The following is a 16,965-nucleotide window of genomic DNA, read 5'->3' as shown; positions in this document are numbered from 1 at the left end:
CCAGAGAGGTTAATAAGGAGGCATATATAATGTTAAAAGGAAGAAATTTAATAGATCCTAACGACTTTACAATAGATGAACTTGAAGAGATTTTTAATTTAGCAAATCAAATTATAACATGTCCTGAAAAGTTTTCACATGTATGTGATGGGAAGATTTTAGCAACTCTTTTTTATGAACCAAGTACACGTACTAGATTTAGTTTTGAAGCCGCTATGTTAAGACTTGGAGGTAAGGTTATAGGTTTTTCTGAACCAAATTCAAGTTCTACATCTAAAGGTGAGAGTATAGAAGATACCGTAAGGACAGTGGCTTGCTATGCAGATATTATTGCAATGAGACATCCCAAAGAAGGAGTTCCAAAAACAGCTTCAATGTATTCTACTGTACCAATTATAAATGCAGGGGATGGAGGACATCAGCATCCTACACAAACTTTAACAGATTTACTTACTATTAAAAATTTAAAAGGAAGTTTTTCTAATCATACCATAGGATTATGCGGAGATTTAAAGTTTGGAAGAACAGTTCATTCTTTAGTAAAGGCGTTATCTAGGTATGAAAATAATAAATTTATATTTATATCACCAAAAGAATTATGTATGCCTGATTATATAAAAGAAATATTAAATCAAAATAATGTAGAGTTTATAGAGGTAGAAAAAATAGAAGAAGTTATAGATAGATTAGATATTCTTTATATGACTAGAGTACAAAGAGAAAGATTTTTAGATGAAGAAGAATATTTAAGATTGAAAGATACTTATATACTTGACTTAAAAAAGCTTAATAAAGCAAAAGAAGATATGATAATTATGCACCCTCTCCCAAGAGTTAATGAGATAAGTAAAGAAGTTGATGAAGATAAAAGAGCTTGTTATTTTAAACAAGCTAAATATGGAATGTTTGTTAGAATGGCTCTTATTTCAAAATTGCTTGGAGTAATTGAAGGGGAGGATATATAAATATGGAACTTTTAATTAAAAATGCAAGAATAATAGATTGCTCACAAAATTTCTTAGGCGATGTATATATAAAACAAGGAATAATACATGAATTAGGGAAAGATTTAAAAAAAGAATGCAATGTAATAGATGCAAATGGATTAGTGCTTATGCCTTCTTTTATAGATTTACATGCTCATTTTAGAGATCCAGGTTTAACTTATAAAGAGGATATATTAACAGGAAGTTTAGCTGCTGTAAAAGGAGGATATACTGCGGTTAATTTAATGGCAAATACAAAACCAGTCTGCAGCAGTATGGAAATTGTAAATTATGTAGAAGAAAAAGTAGAAAAAATTAAATTGGCAGATGTTCATCAAACTGTATCTATAACTAAAGATTTAAAAGGAGAAGATATAAGTCATTTAGACTCTTTAGAAGATAAGGTTAAGGTTATATCAGATGATGGTAAAGGGGTTTTAAATAGTAAAGTAATGCTTAATGCTATGATAAAGGCAAAAGAAAAAGGGATTATAGTAATGTCTCATGCAGAAAACGAAGAGTTAACAGAAATTGATACAAGACTAGCTGAAAATACAATGACTTTAAGAGATATAACTCTTGCAAAATTTACAGGTTGTCATCTTCATATTTCTCATGTAAGTACTAAAGAATCAATTGAATATATAATTGATTCAAAAAAAGAAGGATATAAAATAACTTGTGAAGTTACGCCTCATCATATTGCACTTACAGAGGATAAAAACTATGCAGTAAATCCACCGCTTAGAAAAAAAGAAGATATAGAAGCCTTAATTAAAGCTATAAATGATGGATATGTTGATGCAATAGCTACTGATCACGCCCCTCACAGTTTAGAAGATAAAGAAAAAGGTGCCAATGGTATATCTGGTTTAGAAACGGCTTTTTCTGTATGCTATACAAAGCTTGTAAAAGAAGGCCATATAAGCTTAAATAAGTTATCAGAGCTTATGTCAAAAAATCCTGCTTATATTATGAGATTTAATAAAGGAGAAATAAAAATTGGATATGACGGAGATTTGGTACTTGTAGATATAAATAAAAAATATAATGTAGATTGTAAAAATTTTGTATCTAAAGGTAAAAATACTCCTTTCCATGGAATGGAACTTTATGGAGAAATAATTAAAACTATAAAAAGCGGATTAGTTGTTTATGATAAAAATTTTAATGGCAAAAGGGAGAGAAATTATGATTATAGATAGATTATATGAGAGCGTAAAAAATAAAGGACCTGTTTGTGTAGGACTTGATACTTCTATAAATTATATACCAAAAGAGTTTTTAAACAAATATACTTCTTTAGAAGAAGCACTTTTTAAATTTAATCAAAGAATTATAGATGCAACCATAGATGTTTCGGCATGTTTTAAAGTTCAGATAGCTTATTATGAAGCACTAGGAATTAAAGGACTTACAGCATATAAAAATACTTTAGAGTATATAAAATATAAAGGCGGTATTGCTATTGCAGATGTAAAAAGAGGAGACATAAAAGATACAGCGGCTATGTATGCAAAAGCACATTTTACTGGAGATTTTGAAAGTGATTTTGTAACTTTAAATCCGTATATGGGGCTAGATACTTTAGAACCTTATATGGAATATATTAAAACAGGTGAAAAAGGGGTATTCTTACTTATAAGAACATCTAATAAAGGTGCTGAAGATATACAGTATATAGAAAATGCACATGGAGAAAAAGTATATAATTTAGTTGGATATAAAATAAATGAACTAGGGAAAAAATATATTGGTAAATATGGATATAGCCTTATTGGCGGAGTAGTTGGATGTACTCATGTAGATGAAGCGTTAAAATTTAGAAATAACTTAGAAAATACTTTCTTTCTAATACCAGGATATGGAGCTCAGGGAGGAACTTGTGAAGATGTAGCTTTATATCTTAAAGATGGTAATGGGGGAGTAGTTAATTCTTCAAGAGGAATACTCTTAGCTTATAAAAATAAAGAAGGCAGAGAAATGGAATTTGATTTATGTGCAAGAGAAGAAGCTATTAAAATAAGAGATGGTATTGCAAAAGCTGTTGGAGGGGAAAAAGGTGAGCATAAACTATACAGAAAATAAAGTTATTAGTAATATAGAAGTTTCAAAAAATATTTATAAACTTTATGTTAGCGGAAATTTTAATGTTAAACCTGGACAATTTTTTATGATTAGGGGATGGGGTGAATATCCTCTTCTTCCAAGACCTTTAAGTGTACATGATAAAGATGAAAATGGAGTATATTTTTTATACTCTGTTTTAGGAAAAGGAACAGAACTTTTAAAAAAACTTAAATATGAAGACAAAATAGAACTTTTAGGGCCTTTAGGTAATGGATTTGATGTAGAGAACATAAAAGGCAATGTTGCTGTAGTATCTGGGGGAATAGGCATTGCTCCAATGCTATACCTTACTAAAAAACTCACAAATTGTACTGTAGATTTATTTGCAGGTTTTAGGGATGAAACTTTTTCTATAGAAAATTTTAAAGAATATGTTTCAAACATAAATATAGCCTCTGAAAGTGGTAAATTTGGTTATAAAGGTTATATAACAGATATATTTTATCCTGAAAATTATGATGTAGTTTTGTGTTGTGGACCTGAAGTTATGATGAATAAAGTTATTAAAATGTGTAGAGAAAAAAATGTACCTGTTTATGTTTCTATGGAAAAACATATGGCATGTGGATTAGGTGCCTGCCTTGTATGTACTTGTAAAACTACTAATGGAAATAAAAGGACATGTAAAGATGGACCTGTATTTTTAGGGGAGGAAATAGTGTTAGATGCTTAATGTTAATATATGTGGAATTGATTTTAAAAATCCTGTAATAGCAGCCTCTGGGACTTTTGGTTTTGGAGAAGAATATGCTAATATATATGATGTAGAAAAGCTTGGAGGCATATGTACAAAAGGGCTTACATTAAATAAAAAAGAAGGAAATGAAGGAATTAGAGTCTTTGAAACAGCAAGTGGAATACTAAATAGTGTTGGACTTCAAAATCCAGGTATAGATTATTTTATAAATAATGAATTAAATAGAATGAAAAAACTTAATACAGTTATAATTGCTAATTTAGGAGGTTCTACTTTAGAAGAATATATTGAAGGGGCTTATAAATTAAGTCTTTCAGATGTGGATATGATTGAGCTTAATATATCTTGTCCAAATGTAAAGTCAGGTGGTATGGCTTTTGGGATTAATTCGAAAATTGCTTATGATGTAGTAAGTAAAGTAAAAGAAGTTTGTAAAAAACCACTTATTGTAAAACTTTCTCCTAATGCTGAAAATATAGTAGATATGGCGTATAAATGTACAGAAGCTGGAGCAGATGCCCTATCGCTTATAAATACTTTAAAAGGAATGGCAATAGATATAAAAAAAAGGAAGCCAGTATTTAAAAATGTTTTTGCGGGCCTTTCAGGACCTGCAATAAAACCTGTAGCATTAAGAATGGTATATGAAGTAGCAAAGGCTGTAGATATTCCTGTAATAGGTATTGGAGGAATAACTAATTATGAAGATGCTATTGAATTTATTATGGCAGGAGCTTATGCGGTTCAAATAGGTACGGCAAACTTTTTAAAACCTGATATATGTTTAGATATTATATATGGTATAGAAAAATTTTTAAATGATAATGGGATAAAATCATTAAATGAAATAAGAGGTATAGCATAAGAAAGGATGAAAAATTATGAATAATAATGTTATGGAAATATTAAAAGAAAGTGAAGCTATTTTGGAAGGACACTTTTTATTATCTTCTGGGAAACATAGTAATATGTATTGCCAATGTGCAAAACTTCTTCAATACCCAGATAAAGCAGAAAAAGTTATAAGCGTAATTAAAGAAAAAATAAAAGATATTGATTTTGACTTAGTAGTAGGTCCAGCTATGGGTGGTATAATAGTAGCTTATGAGCTTGGAAGACAGACAAAAAAGAGGGCAATATTTACAGAAAGAGTAGATGGAGTTATGACTTTAAAAAGAGGATTTGAAATAAAAAAGGGTGAAAAAGTTTTAATAACAGAAGATGTAGTTACCACAGGTAAATCCTCTATAGAAACTGCAGAGGTTATTAAATCTTTAGGTGGAGAAGTTGTAGGAATAGCTTGTATAGTTGATAGAAGTTCTGAAAAAATAGATTATGAGGTATATAGTTCTATAAAATTAAACATAGATGTTTATGATAAAGATAATTGCCCTTTATGCAAACAAAATTTACCTTATATAAAACCAGGCAGTAGAAATATAAAATAGTAAAATATATTAAAAATAAAAATTATTATTTCTATACTTTTCTGCTGCTCTTATGTAAAAAATATATCTGTAAATTTATAAATAAAAGCCATGTATAAAAAGGATTTTCCGTATTTATACATGGCTTTTAAACTTCCTTAAATATCTATTTTAAATATTTATAAAGTGAAAATTTATTAAACACTATAAAATTATATAAAAAATTACTTTAAATATTATTAAAGATTAATAACAAATTTTATTTTAATATAAATTTTGTATAAGTTTTGAAAAATAATACAAAATAAAAAATGTGGTATAAAACTTAAAAAATACTGTATAAGGAAATTTTATGTGGAAAGAATATAAGATATATGTGATTAAGGATGTGATATTGCTTGGATGAAATACTAAAAGGAAACTTAATTATAATAGGAGGGGCTGAAGATAAAAAAGGAGAAAAAAATATATTAAAAGAGGTTTGCAGTAAGATAGATAAAGAAAAAGATGAACTGGTTATAGCTACTATAGCTACAGATCTTCCAAAAGAAGTTGGATGTGAATATAAAAATATATTTGAAAATCTTGGAGTAAAGAACATAAATGTATTAAATGTTGAAGATAGAAAAGATACTCATAAGATAAATAATATAGAAATGATAAAAAAAGCTTCTTTAGTATTTTTCACAGGTGGAGATCAATTAAAAATAACAAGCATATTAGGGGGAACTCCTTTATATGATATCATACATGAAAGTTATGAAAAGGGTTGTGTATATGTTGGAACATCTGCAGGAGCTTCGGTAGTAAGTGACACTATGATAATCACAGGTGAAGATGAAGAATCTCCTAAAAAATGTACTTTAAAAATGGCACCAGGTCTTGGACTTATAAAAAATGTAGTTATAGATCAGCATTTTGCACAAAGAGGAAGGATAGGAAGGCTTCTTGTTGCAATAGCAGAAAATCCTGAAAGCTTAGGTATAGGTATTGATGAAGATACTGCTATTGTGATTTGCAAAGAAGGTAAATTTAAAGTAATAGGTTCAGGAGCAGTTTATATAATAGATGGAAGTTCTATAACTTACACTAATGTTTCAGAACAAAACCCTGAAGAAATACTTTCTATGTTTGACATTAAAATGCATGTTTTAAAAAATGGCGATAAATTCAATTTAAATATAAGGCAGCCAATTAAGGAGGATAAACAAAGTAAAAATGAAAATAGTGGACGTTAACGTTTTTGAGGGCAGAAATATATACTCTCATAAAAAATGTATAAGAATGGACTTGGACTTAGAAGGTTATTGTGAAATTCCAAGTAATAAAATAGAAGGATTTAATGAACGTTTAATAAAACTACTGCCTGAATTAAAAAAACACAGATGTGGAATAGATGAAGAAAGAGGATTTTTTAAAAGATTAAAAGAAGGTACTTATCTTGCACATATTTGTGAGCATTGTATTATAGCATTACAAAACATGATTGGAATTGAAGTAGCTTATGGAAAAGCTAGAGAAATAGAAGAAGACAGGTACTATATAATATATCAATATGAATATAAAAATACTGCAGTAGAAGCTGGAAGATTAGCTGTAGATATAATAAATGCTTTAATAAACAAAAAAAATTTCAATATAAGATCAAGAATAAAGCTTCTTAGAGAAATTTTATTAAATGAACAATTAGGACCTAGTACTTTAGCTATATGTGAAGAAGCTAAAAAAAGAGGTATACCAGTTTTAAAAATAGGTTCTAATAGTATGTTTCAATTAGGTTATGGTAAATATGGGAAAATGATAGAAGCTACTATATGCAGTGACACTAGTGGACTATCTATTGATATAGCTTGTGATAAACTTCTTACTAAGGAAATTCTTTCAAATCAGTGTATTCCCGTAGCTAAAGGAGATATAATAAAAAATCCAATGGATCTTTTATTTAAAAGTGAAAAAATAGGATATCCTATAGTATTAAAACCACGCTATGGAAATCAAGGGAAAGGCGTATTTATAGACATTAAAGATGAAAAAGAAGCTTTAAGAGCATATAGCATATTAAGTAAAAGTTATAAAGATATAATGGTAGAAAAATATATAGAAGGCAGAGACTTTAGAGTATGCATAGTAGATGGTGAATTTGCAGCTGCAGCAGAAAGAATACCACCTTTTGTAGTAGGTGATGGTGTAAGTACTATTAGAAAACTTATAAATAAAGTAAATAAAGACGAAAGAAGAGGAATAGGACACGAAAAACCATTAACTAAAATAAAAATAGATGAATCTCTTAATAATTATATAAACAAAAATGGATGGGATTTAAACTCTATTCTTCCTAAAGGTACCAAACTTTTCTTAAGAGAAAATGCAAATATTTCAACAGGGGGCATAGCAATAGATTGTACAGATATAATATGTAAAGAAAACATAGAAATTTGTAAAAGGGCTGCTAAAGCTATTGGATTAAATATTTGCGGAATTGATATTTGCTGTAATGATATAAGTGTACCTTTAAATGAAAATGGAGCTATAATTGAAGTAAATGCTGCTCCAGGAATAAGAATGCATCATTATCCTTATGAAGGTAAAAAAAGAAATGTAGCAGGAGCTATTATTGATATGATGTTTAAAGAAGGTAAAGGAAGTATACCTATAGTTTCTGTAACTGGTACAAATGGTAAAACAACTACTACAAGACTTATAGGGCATACACTTTCTCTTATGAATTATAATGTAGGTATGACTACAACAGGTGGAATATATATAAACAACAAGTGTATAGATAAAGGAGATACAACTGGGTATAAAAGTGCAATGACAGTACTTAGAAATAAAGAAGTTGATGCTGCTGTTCTTGAAACTGCAAGAGGTGGAATAATAAAAAAAGGTCTTGCTTATGATTTAGCAGATGTAGGTGTTATTACAAATATAACTGAAGATCACATAGGCATAGATGGAATAAATACAATAGAAGATTTAGCTTATGTTAAATCTCTTGTAGCTGAAGCAGTTAAAGATGAAGGTTATGTAGTTATTAATGCAGATGATCCTGTAAGCAGAACAATTATCGATAAAATTAAAAGCAATATTATATTTTTTTCAATGGATAAAAATAATAAACTTCTTAGAGAAAACTTAAAAAAAGGTGGTTTTGGCATCTATTCTCACGAAGGATATATATATATTGAGAAAAAAGGGAATGCATTTCCTCTTATAAAAATAGAAAATATAAATATTGCTATGAATGGAAAATTAAAATATAATATTGAAAATTCTATGGCAGCGTGTGGAGCTTTGGTAGCTCTTAATGTTGATTATTCTGTAATTAGGAAAGGGTTAATGACTTTTGGATGTAATGAAGAACAAAATCCCGGGAGATTTAATATTTATAATTTAAATAAAGGAACTGTAATATTAGATTATGGACATAATATAGAAGGGTATAAAGCTGTGCTTGAAGGAGCAAAAAAAATAAAACACAATAGATTATTAGGGGTAATAGGAGTACCAGGCGATAGACTTGATAAAAATATTTTAGAACTTGGAAAAATTGCAGGGACATATTTTGATTATATATATATAAAAGAAGATAAAGACAAAAGAGGAAGAAAGCCTATGGAAGTAGCTAAACTTTTAGAAAAGGGAGTTTTAAATTCAAAATTTAACCCCAAAAATATGGAAATAATATTAAATGAAGCTGAAGCTCTTAATAAAGCTATTGAAAATATAAGATCAGGTGATTTGATAATAGTATTTTTTGAAGAATATGAACCTCTTGTAAAATTAATAAAAGAAAAAATAAGTTGTGAAAATGAGTCAGAAAAAACCTTAACTATGGTATAAATTTAATATATAAAGCTAGGTTAAAAGATAAACGAATTTATTGTAAATAAAAAAAGTTTATCTTTTAATTTAGCTTTATTTTTTTAAAATAATATAATATAATGATACTTAAAATTTATATGGAAGGAAGAAAATGATATGCAGTTAAAAGCTTATGCTAAAATTAACATGTCACTTGATGTAGTTGGTAAGAGAGAAGACAATTATCATCTTTTAAAAATGATAATGCAGACAATTGAACTTTATGATTTAATTACAGTTAATAAATCAGAAAAAGATATAAATATAATATGTAATAAAGCATATATTCCAAAAGATGAAAGAAATTTGGCATACAAAGCAGCTAAACTTTTTATGGACACATATAATATAAAATCTGGAGTAGATATATATATAGAAAAAAATATACCTATTGCGGCAGGGTTAGCAGGTGGGAGTACAGACGCTGCAGCAGTTTTAAAAGCTATGAGAACTTTATTTAATCCTAATATAAAAGATGAAGAACTTATAAATTTAGGACTTCAAATAGGTGCAGATGTTCCATTTTGTATTGTAGGAGGAACAGCTTTATGTGAAGGAATTGGAGAAAAATTAACTATACTTAAACCTTTTAAAAACCATATTTTAGTTATAGTAAAACCTCCATTTGGTGTATCTACAAAAGAGGTTTATCAAAATTTAGACATAAATAAAATACATAAGCACCCTAAAACAGATGAAATAATAAAAGCAATAGAAAATAATGATTTAATACAAGCTTCATATTTTATGAAAAATGTACTTGAAAATGTAACTCTAAGAAAATATAGTGTATTAAAAGATATTAAAAATGAAATGCTAAAATTAGGAGCTTTAGGTTCTATGATGAGTGGCAGCGGGCCTACTGTATTTGGATTTTTTGATGATATTATGAAAGCTGCAAAATGTTATGACAAATTTAAAGAAAAATATAATGAAGTATTTATAACAAGAACAATTTAAAATAATAAATAGGAATATATTTTAAAAGAGATATTGTATTTTTTAGAATGATAAATTAATTTTTAAAGACTTATATATAACATGATTAAACTACAATAAGCTGTAAATAAAATTTCGCTATACATGAGTGTATGTTTATTATTGATTTACTTTAAAATATATTTATCAGTTCTAAGGGAAAATATTTTTGTTGGATAATCATAACATAAAAATTATAAATAGCATACTACATTAAATTTAAAAATTTAATGTAGTATGCTTTATTTTTATTAATGTATATTTTATAAATTTACAGCGAAAAATATTTAATAATACTAATCTATAAAAATTATAAAAATGGAGGAATACTGTGCAGATTATAAAATTGTGTTCAAAATATTTTTTAATATTAATGTTAGTGCAAGGGATAATAGCTGCATTTATAGATACTTATTCTTTTAAAAGAAGTCATTTAAATTATATAGCAAGAAAGGCAAGAATTTTAGGAATAGGATCTATTATTATAGGGATAGTTTTATATTTTTTAAATATAAAGCTGTAATTATTAGATATTTAGCATAAAACTAAACAATAAAATAAGAGTTATTTAAAATAACAATATAATGCAAAATATATAATTACACATTACATAAAATTAAGGAAGTGATAGTTTTGAAAGAAATAATCAGAGATTTAATAACTCCTAAAGTAGATGAAAACATATCATATTTAAAAGAAATTTTAAAAGATGCTTCTGATATTGTGTATAGAGAATTTAACATTGGACAATGGAAGGCGGCTATTTCATATATTGATGGTATGGCAGATAAAGAAATTATAAATAATTTTATTTTAGAATCTGTAATGCTTAGAAGCGAACGGGTAAATAATGTAATGGATATAAAAAACAACATTTTAACTGTTTCAGACATGAAAGAGATTTTAAAATTCAGTGAAGGGGTAAATGCTTTAATGTCAGGAGAAACTATAATGTTTATAGAAGGTATACCGGCTATATATGTTATAGCAACAAGGTCATGGCCTGCAAGGGGAGTTTCAGAGCCATCTGGAGAAACAGTTATAAGAGGTGGAAGAGATGGATTTACAGAAACTATAAGATTTAATACTGCACTTATAAGGAGAAGAATTAGAGATACAAGGCTTAAATTTGTTTCTAAATCTATAGGAGTAAGATCAAAAACAGATGTAGTTATATCTTATATAGATGACATAGTAAATAAAGATATTCTTCAAAAGGTAATGGAAAGAATAGATAAAATAAATATAGACGCGGTATTAGATAGTGGATATATAGAACAGCTTATAGAAGACAATAAATGGTCCCCTTTTCCACAAATGCAAAGCACAGAAAGGCCAGATGTAGTAGCTGGTGCACTTTATGAAGGAAGAGTTGCTATACTTGTAGATAATTCTCCTTTTGCAATTATAGCACCAGCAACATTTCCAAGTCTTTTTCAAACACCAGATGATTATTATCAAAGATGGATGAATTCATCTATGCTTAGAATTATACGATTTTTAGCTATATTTATAGGAATGATAATGCCGGCTTTATATGTTGCAGTAACATCATTTCATGTTTCTATTATACCAACCAAACTTGCATATTCAATAGCAGCTTCTAGAGAAGGAGTAGCATTTCCTGCTTTTGTAGAAACTTTAATAATGGAAGTTGCTATGTCGTTTTTAATAGAAGCAGTAGTAAGACTTCCTAAAGCTATAGGTTCTACAATTGGTATAGTTGGAGGTCTTATAATTGGGCAGGCTGCAGTTAGTGCAGGAATAGTAAGCCCTATTATGATAATAATAGTTTCTGTAACGTCTATAGCAAGTTTTATAACTCCTAATTATGAATTAAGTTCGGCTTTAAGGATTTCAAGATTCTTTCTTATAATACTTGCAACTATTATGGGATTATATGGTATATCACTAGGACTTATAATTATTCTTATACATTTAGCAAAACTACAAAGTTTTGGGATACCTTATTTATCTCCAATAGTACATCCACATAAAAAAGATTTTAAAGACATATTTATAAGAGCTCCTCTTAATATGTTTAAAAATAGACCAGAGTTTATAGAACCTAGAGATAAAATAAGGCAAAAATAAAGTACTGTATATAAGAATGGAGGAATCCAATTTATGAATAATAAAGGATTTATAAGCAAATATGGATTACTCTCTACAATTGTAGTAACTGTTACAGGAGTAGGAGTATTTGCATATCCTAATCTTATGGCAAATGAAATAGGAACTGATGGATGGTTTGTTGCTATATTATCAGGATTAATAGTTTTTTTATTTTTATCTTTAATATATAAAGTAATTATAAAAAATAATTACCAGACTTTTTATAATATTTTAGAAGATAATTTAGGCAAAGCAATGAGTAAAATTTTTGGGATTATATTTTGCATACACTTTATTTTTTCTATATCTTTGGGTATGAGAATTTTTACAGAAGTTATAAAAATGTATCTGCTTGAAAGAACTCCAACAGAATTTATAATTTTAGTTATGATTTTTACAGGAATATATTTAGTAAGAGGAGAAATTCCAGCTTTGATTAAATTTAATGAAATAGCTTTTCCTGCAATGTTTATACCAATAGCTATAACACTTATATTTTCAATAAAAGGAGGTAAAGCAACAAATTTACTTCCAGTTCTTCAGCATAAACCTGATGATTATTTAAGAGCTTTAGTAGATTCTACTTTTGCATTTGGTGGATTTGAAATTGCATATATGGTTTTGCCATATATGAAGGACAAAGATGGAATAAGAAAAACATTTTTTAAAAGTATAAGTATAATTACAATATTTTATGCTATAGTTACTATACTTTGTATAATGTTTTTTTCTAAGGAACATACAAAAGAACTTCTTTGGCCTACAATAACACTTATTAGAGCTATAAATATGCCAGGGGCTTTTATTGAAAGATGGGAAGGTGTTGTTATGGCATTATGGGTGCTTTTTTATTTTACTACATTTGTAAATATGTATTATTTTTCTGGAGATATTATTAAAAATATTTTCAATTTACACGATATAAAATTGTCCTCTATTATTTTAGCTCCTATTGTATACATAATAGCTTTATATCCTCAAAATATAGCTGAAGTTTATGATGTTTCTAAAAAAATTAATCCGGTTTTATCTGTATTTAGTTTTTTAATATTACCTCTAATATTGCTGTTTTTTGGTAGAGCAAAAGAAAGGGGGAAAAATAAAAGTGAGACATAAAAAAATATTATCTATAATTTTAGCTTCTCTTTTATTTTCTACTTTATTTACTGGATGCTGGGATAAGATGGAAATAGATAAACAGCTTTTTATATCTGTAATTGCCGTTGATCTTGGTAAAGATTATTCAAATAAAAAAGAAGCTAAAGAAATGAAATTATCTGATCCATTTCAAGGAAGAGTTCAGCAAAAAAAGCTTTCTATAACATATGGTTTCCCAGACATGAGTGAATTAGGGCCGGGGAAAAGCGGAACAGCAAAAGATCAATTTATAAATGTAGATGCAGCATCTATGGAAGATGGTATATTTGAAGCTACTGGTAAAAGCAGTAGAAGTATATATTTAAGTCAAACTAAACTTCTTATGATAAGCAGTGGAATTTTAGAAGATCCAGATATATTTAAAGAAATAATTGATTATATAGAAAGACATCCAAATTTAAATAAAATGATGCAGATAGTAGTAGTAGAAGGCAGTGCAGAGGAATACGTTAAATATCAGCCGCCTATGGAAAAGAATGTTGAATATTATTTAACAGGACTTATGGAAAATACTAAAAAAAATTCTACAATATTACCTGTTACAGTAAGTGAAATGCTTATTCAATTAGGGCAAAATGGTAATGCTATTATACCAAAATTAGAGATTGAAAAAGAAAAAAATGAAATAACTTTATCTGGTGTAGCTATAATAAAAAATTATGGACTAAAAGGTTATTTAACAAGGCTTGAAGTTGCTGATCTTGAAATAATGAGAGGAAATGCAAAAGGTGGGAAAAGAGTTATATATAAAGAAGGTCATCCTATAGATGTTAATATTGAAGATATAGATAGAAAGTTAAGAGTATCAGGTGATAAAAATAAATTAAAATTTAATATAGATATTAAGATTGAAGGGCAGCTTAAAGGATATTATATAGATAACAATGTTTTTTCAAAAGAGGAACTTAATTCTATAGAAAAAAATTTTAGTGATTCACTTAGCAAAGAATGTAATACAATAGCTAAAATGCTTCAAAATAACTTTCAAGTAGATCCTATAGGACTTAGAGAATATTTAGAGGAGAGGAAACCATCTCTATGGAATGAAGTTAAAGATAATTGGGATGAAGTTTATAAAGATGCAGATATAAATGTTAATATAAATTTCAAAGTACGAAGAATCGGAATAACTAAATAAAAATATTTTAATTGAATAATTAGTAAAATACTGGAAATAATATTAAACAAATAAAACAATGCAGGGGGATATACAATGAAAAAAATAATTTATGTTTTAGTTTGTTTAATTATTATATTTACTATATCTATAGGGAATTCTAGTGTTAAAAGTGCTGATAATGAAAATTTAATTCAATATTCAATAGAAAATAAAATTATAAGATTTCATGTAATAGCAAATAGTGATACTTCTTTTGATCAAGCTTTAAAACTTAAAGTTAGAGATGAAGTTTTAAAATATATAAATCCTAAATTAAAAAATTCAAAAAGCATTGAACAATCAAGAAATATACTAAAAGCAAATGATGAAAAAATAAAGCAAATAGCAGAATCTGTTATAAAATCAAATGGATATAATTATAGTGTAAATACTACATTATCAAAAGAAAATTTTCCTATAAAAACTTATGGTAATATAACATTGCCACAAGGTGAGTATGAAGCTTATAGAATAATTATAGGAAACGGAAAAGGCCAAAATTGGTGGTGTGTTATGTTTCCTCCTTTATGTTTTATAGATATAAATAAAGGTGAAGTAGCTTATAAAGAAACAGAGAGCACTATGAAAAAAGTGCTCTCAGAGGAAGAATATAATGCAATAGATAATCAAAAAACTGATAAAAATAAAGACTTATTAAATAAAGATAAAGAAGGTGAATTAAATAAAGAAAAAGGAGCTGAAAATGGAGATAAAATTATAATAAAATTTAAAATAGTTGAAGTATTTAATGATATTTTTAAAAAATAAAATCTGCCCGGTTTTATAGATAATAAGTAATTAATATTGTCTATATAAGCTGGGTTTTAATTTTTACTGAATAATAACAAATATAACTACAAATACTATTTAGAGAAATTACAAGAAAGGAATTTATGGGAAAATATTCATAGGAGGCTTAGTATAATGAAAATGACAAAAAAAAGAATTATATATACTTTAGCTGTAACTTTAATAGTTGTATTTTCAACTACATTTGCAGTTTTGATGACTCTTGAAAGAAATGATTATAGAAATTATCTTCAAGGGGAATATAGTAAAAATATGTACGACTTAATAACTTCTGTAGAGAATATAAGAGTAAATTTAGGCAAAGCAGCAGTAACAGGTTCAAGGGAACAAAAGATTGTTACATTCCAAGAGATATTTAGATATAGTGCAATGGCTAATGATAAGCTACATTCTCTGCCTATTGAACAGCAATATATAAATAATACCAGTAAATTTATATCGCAGGTAGGAGATTTTTGCTATAGTCTTGTAAAAGCTTCTTCTGAGGGAAGAGATTTAACACAAGAGGAATATAATACAATAGATAGATTAAAAAATGATGCATTTACTCTTGAAAATGATCTAAACAATTCATTAATGGCAATAAATGAAGGAAGTGTGAAATGGGGAGAGATAAGGCAGAAAACAAGTGGAGTTTTTGCAAAAGATAGAGAAGAGGAAACTCTTACTAATAAATTTGAAAATATACAAAAACAAGTTGCACAATATCCTGCTCTAATATATGATGGACCTTTTTCAGATAATGTTCTTGAAATAAAACCTAAAGTATTATCTGAAAAAGAAGTTTCGGAAAAGGCTGCAAAAGATGTAGTATATAAAGTTATTGGGAAAGATAAAATTGAAAAAATTGAAACTTTATCTAGTGATGGAAAAACAAGAATTCCTTCTTATAGATTTAATGTTACATTAAAAGGAAGAGAGAAAAATGAAAATGTAGTAAATATTGAAATTAGTAAAAACGGTGGTAAAATAGTATATATGCTTGATAATAGAATAATAAATAATCCAACTATTGATATGAAAAAAGCAATAGATTTAGGTAATAAATATCTTGAAAAATTAGGTTATAAAAATATGTTTTCTACATATAGTCTAAGATATGATAATACAGCAATAATAAATTATGTATATAAAGAGGATAAAACAGTTATATATCCAGATCAAATAAAACTTAAAATAGCTATGGATGATGGAAGTATATTAGGAATAGAATCTGAGAAATATTTAGTTGCTCATGATGAAAATAGAAAAATAGATAGTCCAAAAATAACACAGACTCAAGCAAAATCAAAAGTTAGTAAAAGACTTAATATAACTACTGAAAGGCTTGCTTTGATACCAACAGAATCTAATAAAGAAGTATTGTGTTATGAATTTGTTGGAAATTACAAAGATGATAAATTTATAGTTTATATAAATGCAGCAACAGGATTTGAACAAAAAATAATTCAAATAATTAATACTCCTAATGGAGAGTTAACTATGTAAAATATGAATTTATCTTTTAAAGGTTTTAATACATGGGAAATTAATTATAAAAAATAGAAAAAGATTAAGATTATAACTTCTGTCATTATATTCTTAATCTTTTTCTATTTTATTTTTATAAGTGGAAATAAGATAATTTAGTGATATAATATT

Annotated in this window: 15 protein-coding genes; all 15 read left to right on the top strand. The window is 27.2% G+C overall.

The annotated features are described in order from the left end of the window. The first annotated feature begins 29 nt into the window (after positions 1–29). The 15 genes from pyrB (at position 30) to ypeB (ending at position 16,812) form a co-directional block, all read left to right on the top strand. Positions 30–965: an aspartate carbamoyltransferase gene (gene pyrB, locus B5D11_RS06150; protein ID WP_078682165.1), complete on the top strand. Its 936-nt coding sequence runs from the start codon at positions 30–32 to the stop codon at positions 963–965. 2 nt (positions 966–967) lie between these two features. Then, complete coding sequence (locus B5D11_RS06145; protein WP_078682164.1) at positions 968–2,191, top strand: dihydroorotase; 1,224 nt, start codon at positions 968–970, stop codon at positions 2,189–2,191. Continuing rightward, positions 2,178–3,074 carry an orotidine-5'-phosphate decarboxylase gene (pyrF, locus tag B5D11_RS06140; RefSeq protein WP_078682190.1) on the top strand — a complete coding sequence of 299 codons (897 nt, stop codon included), beginning with the start codon at positions 2,178–2,180 and terminating at the stop codon, positions 3,072–3,074. The genes B5D11_RS06145 and pyrF overlap by 14 nt, the downstream gene beginning before the upstream one ends. Continuing rightward, entirely contained in the window at positions 3,049–3,789 is a 741-nt protein-coding gene (locus tag B5D11_RS06135; RefSeq protein WP_180376966.1) for a dihydroorotate dehydrogenase electron transfer subunit, read from the top strand. The genes pyrF and B5D11_RS06135 overlap by 26 nt, the downstream gene beginning before the upstream one ends. Beyond that, positions 3,782–4,678: a dihydroorotate dehydrogenase gene (locus tag B5D11_RS06130; protein WP_078682162.1), complete on the top strand. Its 897-nt coding sequence runs from the start codon at positions 3,782–3,784 to the stop codon at positions 4,676–4,678. Before B5D11_RS06135 ends, B5D11_RS06130 begins: the two co-directional genes overlap by 8 nt. A gap of 13 nt (positions 4,679–4,691) precedes the next feature. Continuing rightward, positions 4,692–5,261, top strand: coding sequence for an orotate phosphoribosyltransferase (pyrE, locus tag B5D11_RS06125; RefSeq protein ID WP_127837050.1), 570 nt, complete (start codon positions 4,692–4,694; stop codon positions 5,259–5,261). A gap of 377 nt (positions 5,262–5,638) precedes the next feature. Continuing rightward, positions 5,639–6,478: a cyanophycinase gene (locus B5D11_RS06120; RefSeq protein WP_078682160.1), complete on the top strand. Its 840-nt coding sequence runs from the start codon at positions 5,639–5,641 to the stop codon at positions 6,476–6,478. Further along, positions 6,459–9,083 (top strand): cyanophycin synthetase, encoded by a 2,625-nt coding sequence (gene cphA, locus B5D11_RS06115; RefSeq protein WP_078682159.1) that lies wholly within the window; start codon positions 6,459–6,461, stop codon positions 9,081–9,083. The genes B5D11_RS06120 and cphA overlap by 20 nt, the downstream gene beginning before the upstream one ends. Positions 9,084–9,221: 138 nt before the next feature. Continuing rightward, positions 9,222–10,064, top strand: coding sequence for a 4-(cytidine 5'-diphospho)-2-C-methyl-D-erythritol kinase (gene ispE, locus B5D11_RS06110; RefSeq protein WP_078682158.1), 843 nt, complete (start codon positions 9,222–9,224; stop codon positions 10,062–10,064). 349 nt (positions 10,065–10,413) lie between these two features. Further along, a complete protein-coding gene (locus B5D11_RS06105; protein WP_078682157.1) occupies positions 10,414–10,605 on the top strand; it encodes a CLC_0170 family protein in 192 nt (63 codons plus the stop codon). Positions 10,606–10,715: 110 nt separating this feature from the next. Further along, complete coding sequence (locus B5D11_RS06100; protein ID WP_078682156.1) at positions 10,716–12,176, top strand: spore germination protein; 1,461 nt, start codon at positions 10,716–10,718, stop codon at positions 12,174–12,176. Between the two features lie 33 nt (positions 12,177–12,209). Then, on the top strand, positions 12,210–13,313 hold the full coding sequence (locus B5D11_RS06095; RefSeq protein ID WP_078682155.1) for a GerAB/ArcD/ProY family transporter: 1,104 nt from the start codon (positions 12,210–12,212) through the stop codon (positions 13,311–13,313). Beyond that, positions 13,303–14,493: a Ger(x)C family spore germination protein gene (locus B5D11_RS06090; RefSeq protein WP_164850188.1), complete on the top strand. Its 1,191-nt coding sequence runs from the start codon at positions 13,303–13,305 to the stop codon at positions 14,491–14,493. Before B5D11_RS06095 ends, B5D11_RS06090 begins: the two co-directional genes overlap by 11 nt. Positions 14,494–14,568: 75 nt before the next feature. After that, the gene (spoIIR, locus tag B5D11_RS06085; RefSeq protein ID WP_078682153.1) at positions 14,569–15,282 is read left to right on the top strand and encodes a stage II sporulation protein R; all 714 of its coding nucleotides are present in this window, start codon (positions 14,569–14,571) and stop codon (positions 15,280–15,282) included. A 156-nt stretch (positions 15,283–15,438) separates the two neighbouring features. After that, the gene (ypeB, locus tag B5D11_RS06080; protein ID WP_078682152.1) at positions 15,439–16,812 is read left to right on the top strand and encodes a germination protein YpeB; all 1,374 of its coding nucleotides are present in this window, start codon (positions 15,439–15,441) and stop codon (positions 16,810–16,812) included. The last annotated feature ends 153 nt before the right edge of the window (positions 16,813–16,965 follow it).

This window comes from Clostridium sp. USBA 49, assembly GCF_900167505.1.
GTDB classification, from domain to species: domain Bacteria; phylum Bacillota; class Clostridia; order Clostridiales; family Clostridiaceae; genus Clostridium_AT; species Clostridium_AT prolinivorans.
Note: the sequence above shows the minus strand (reverse complement) of the source record. Positions and strands in the feature narration are given on the sequence as shown.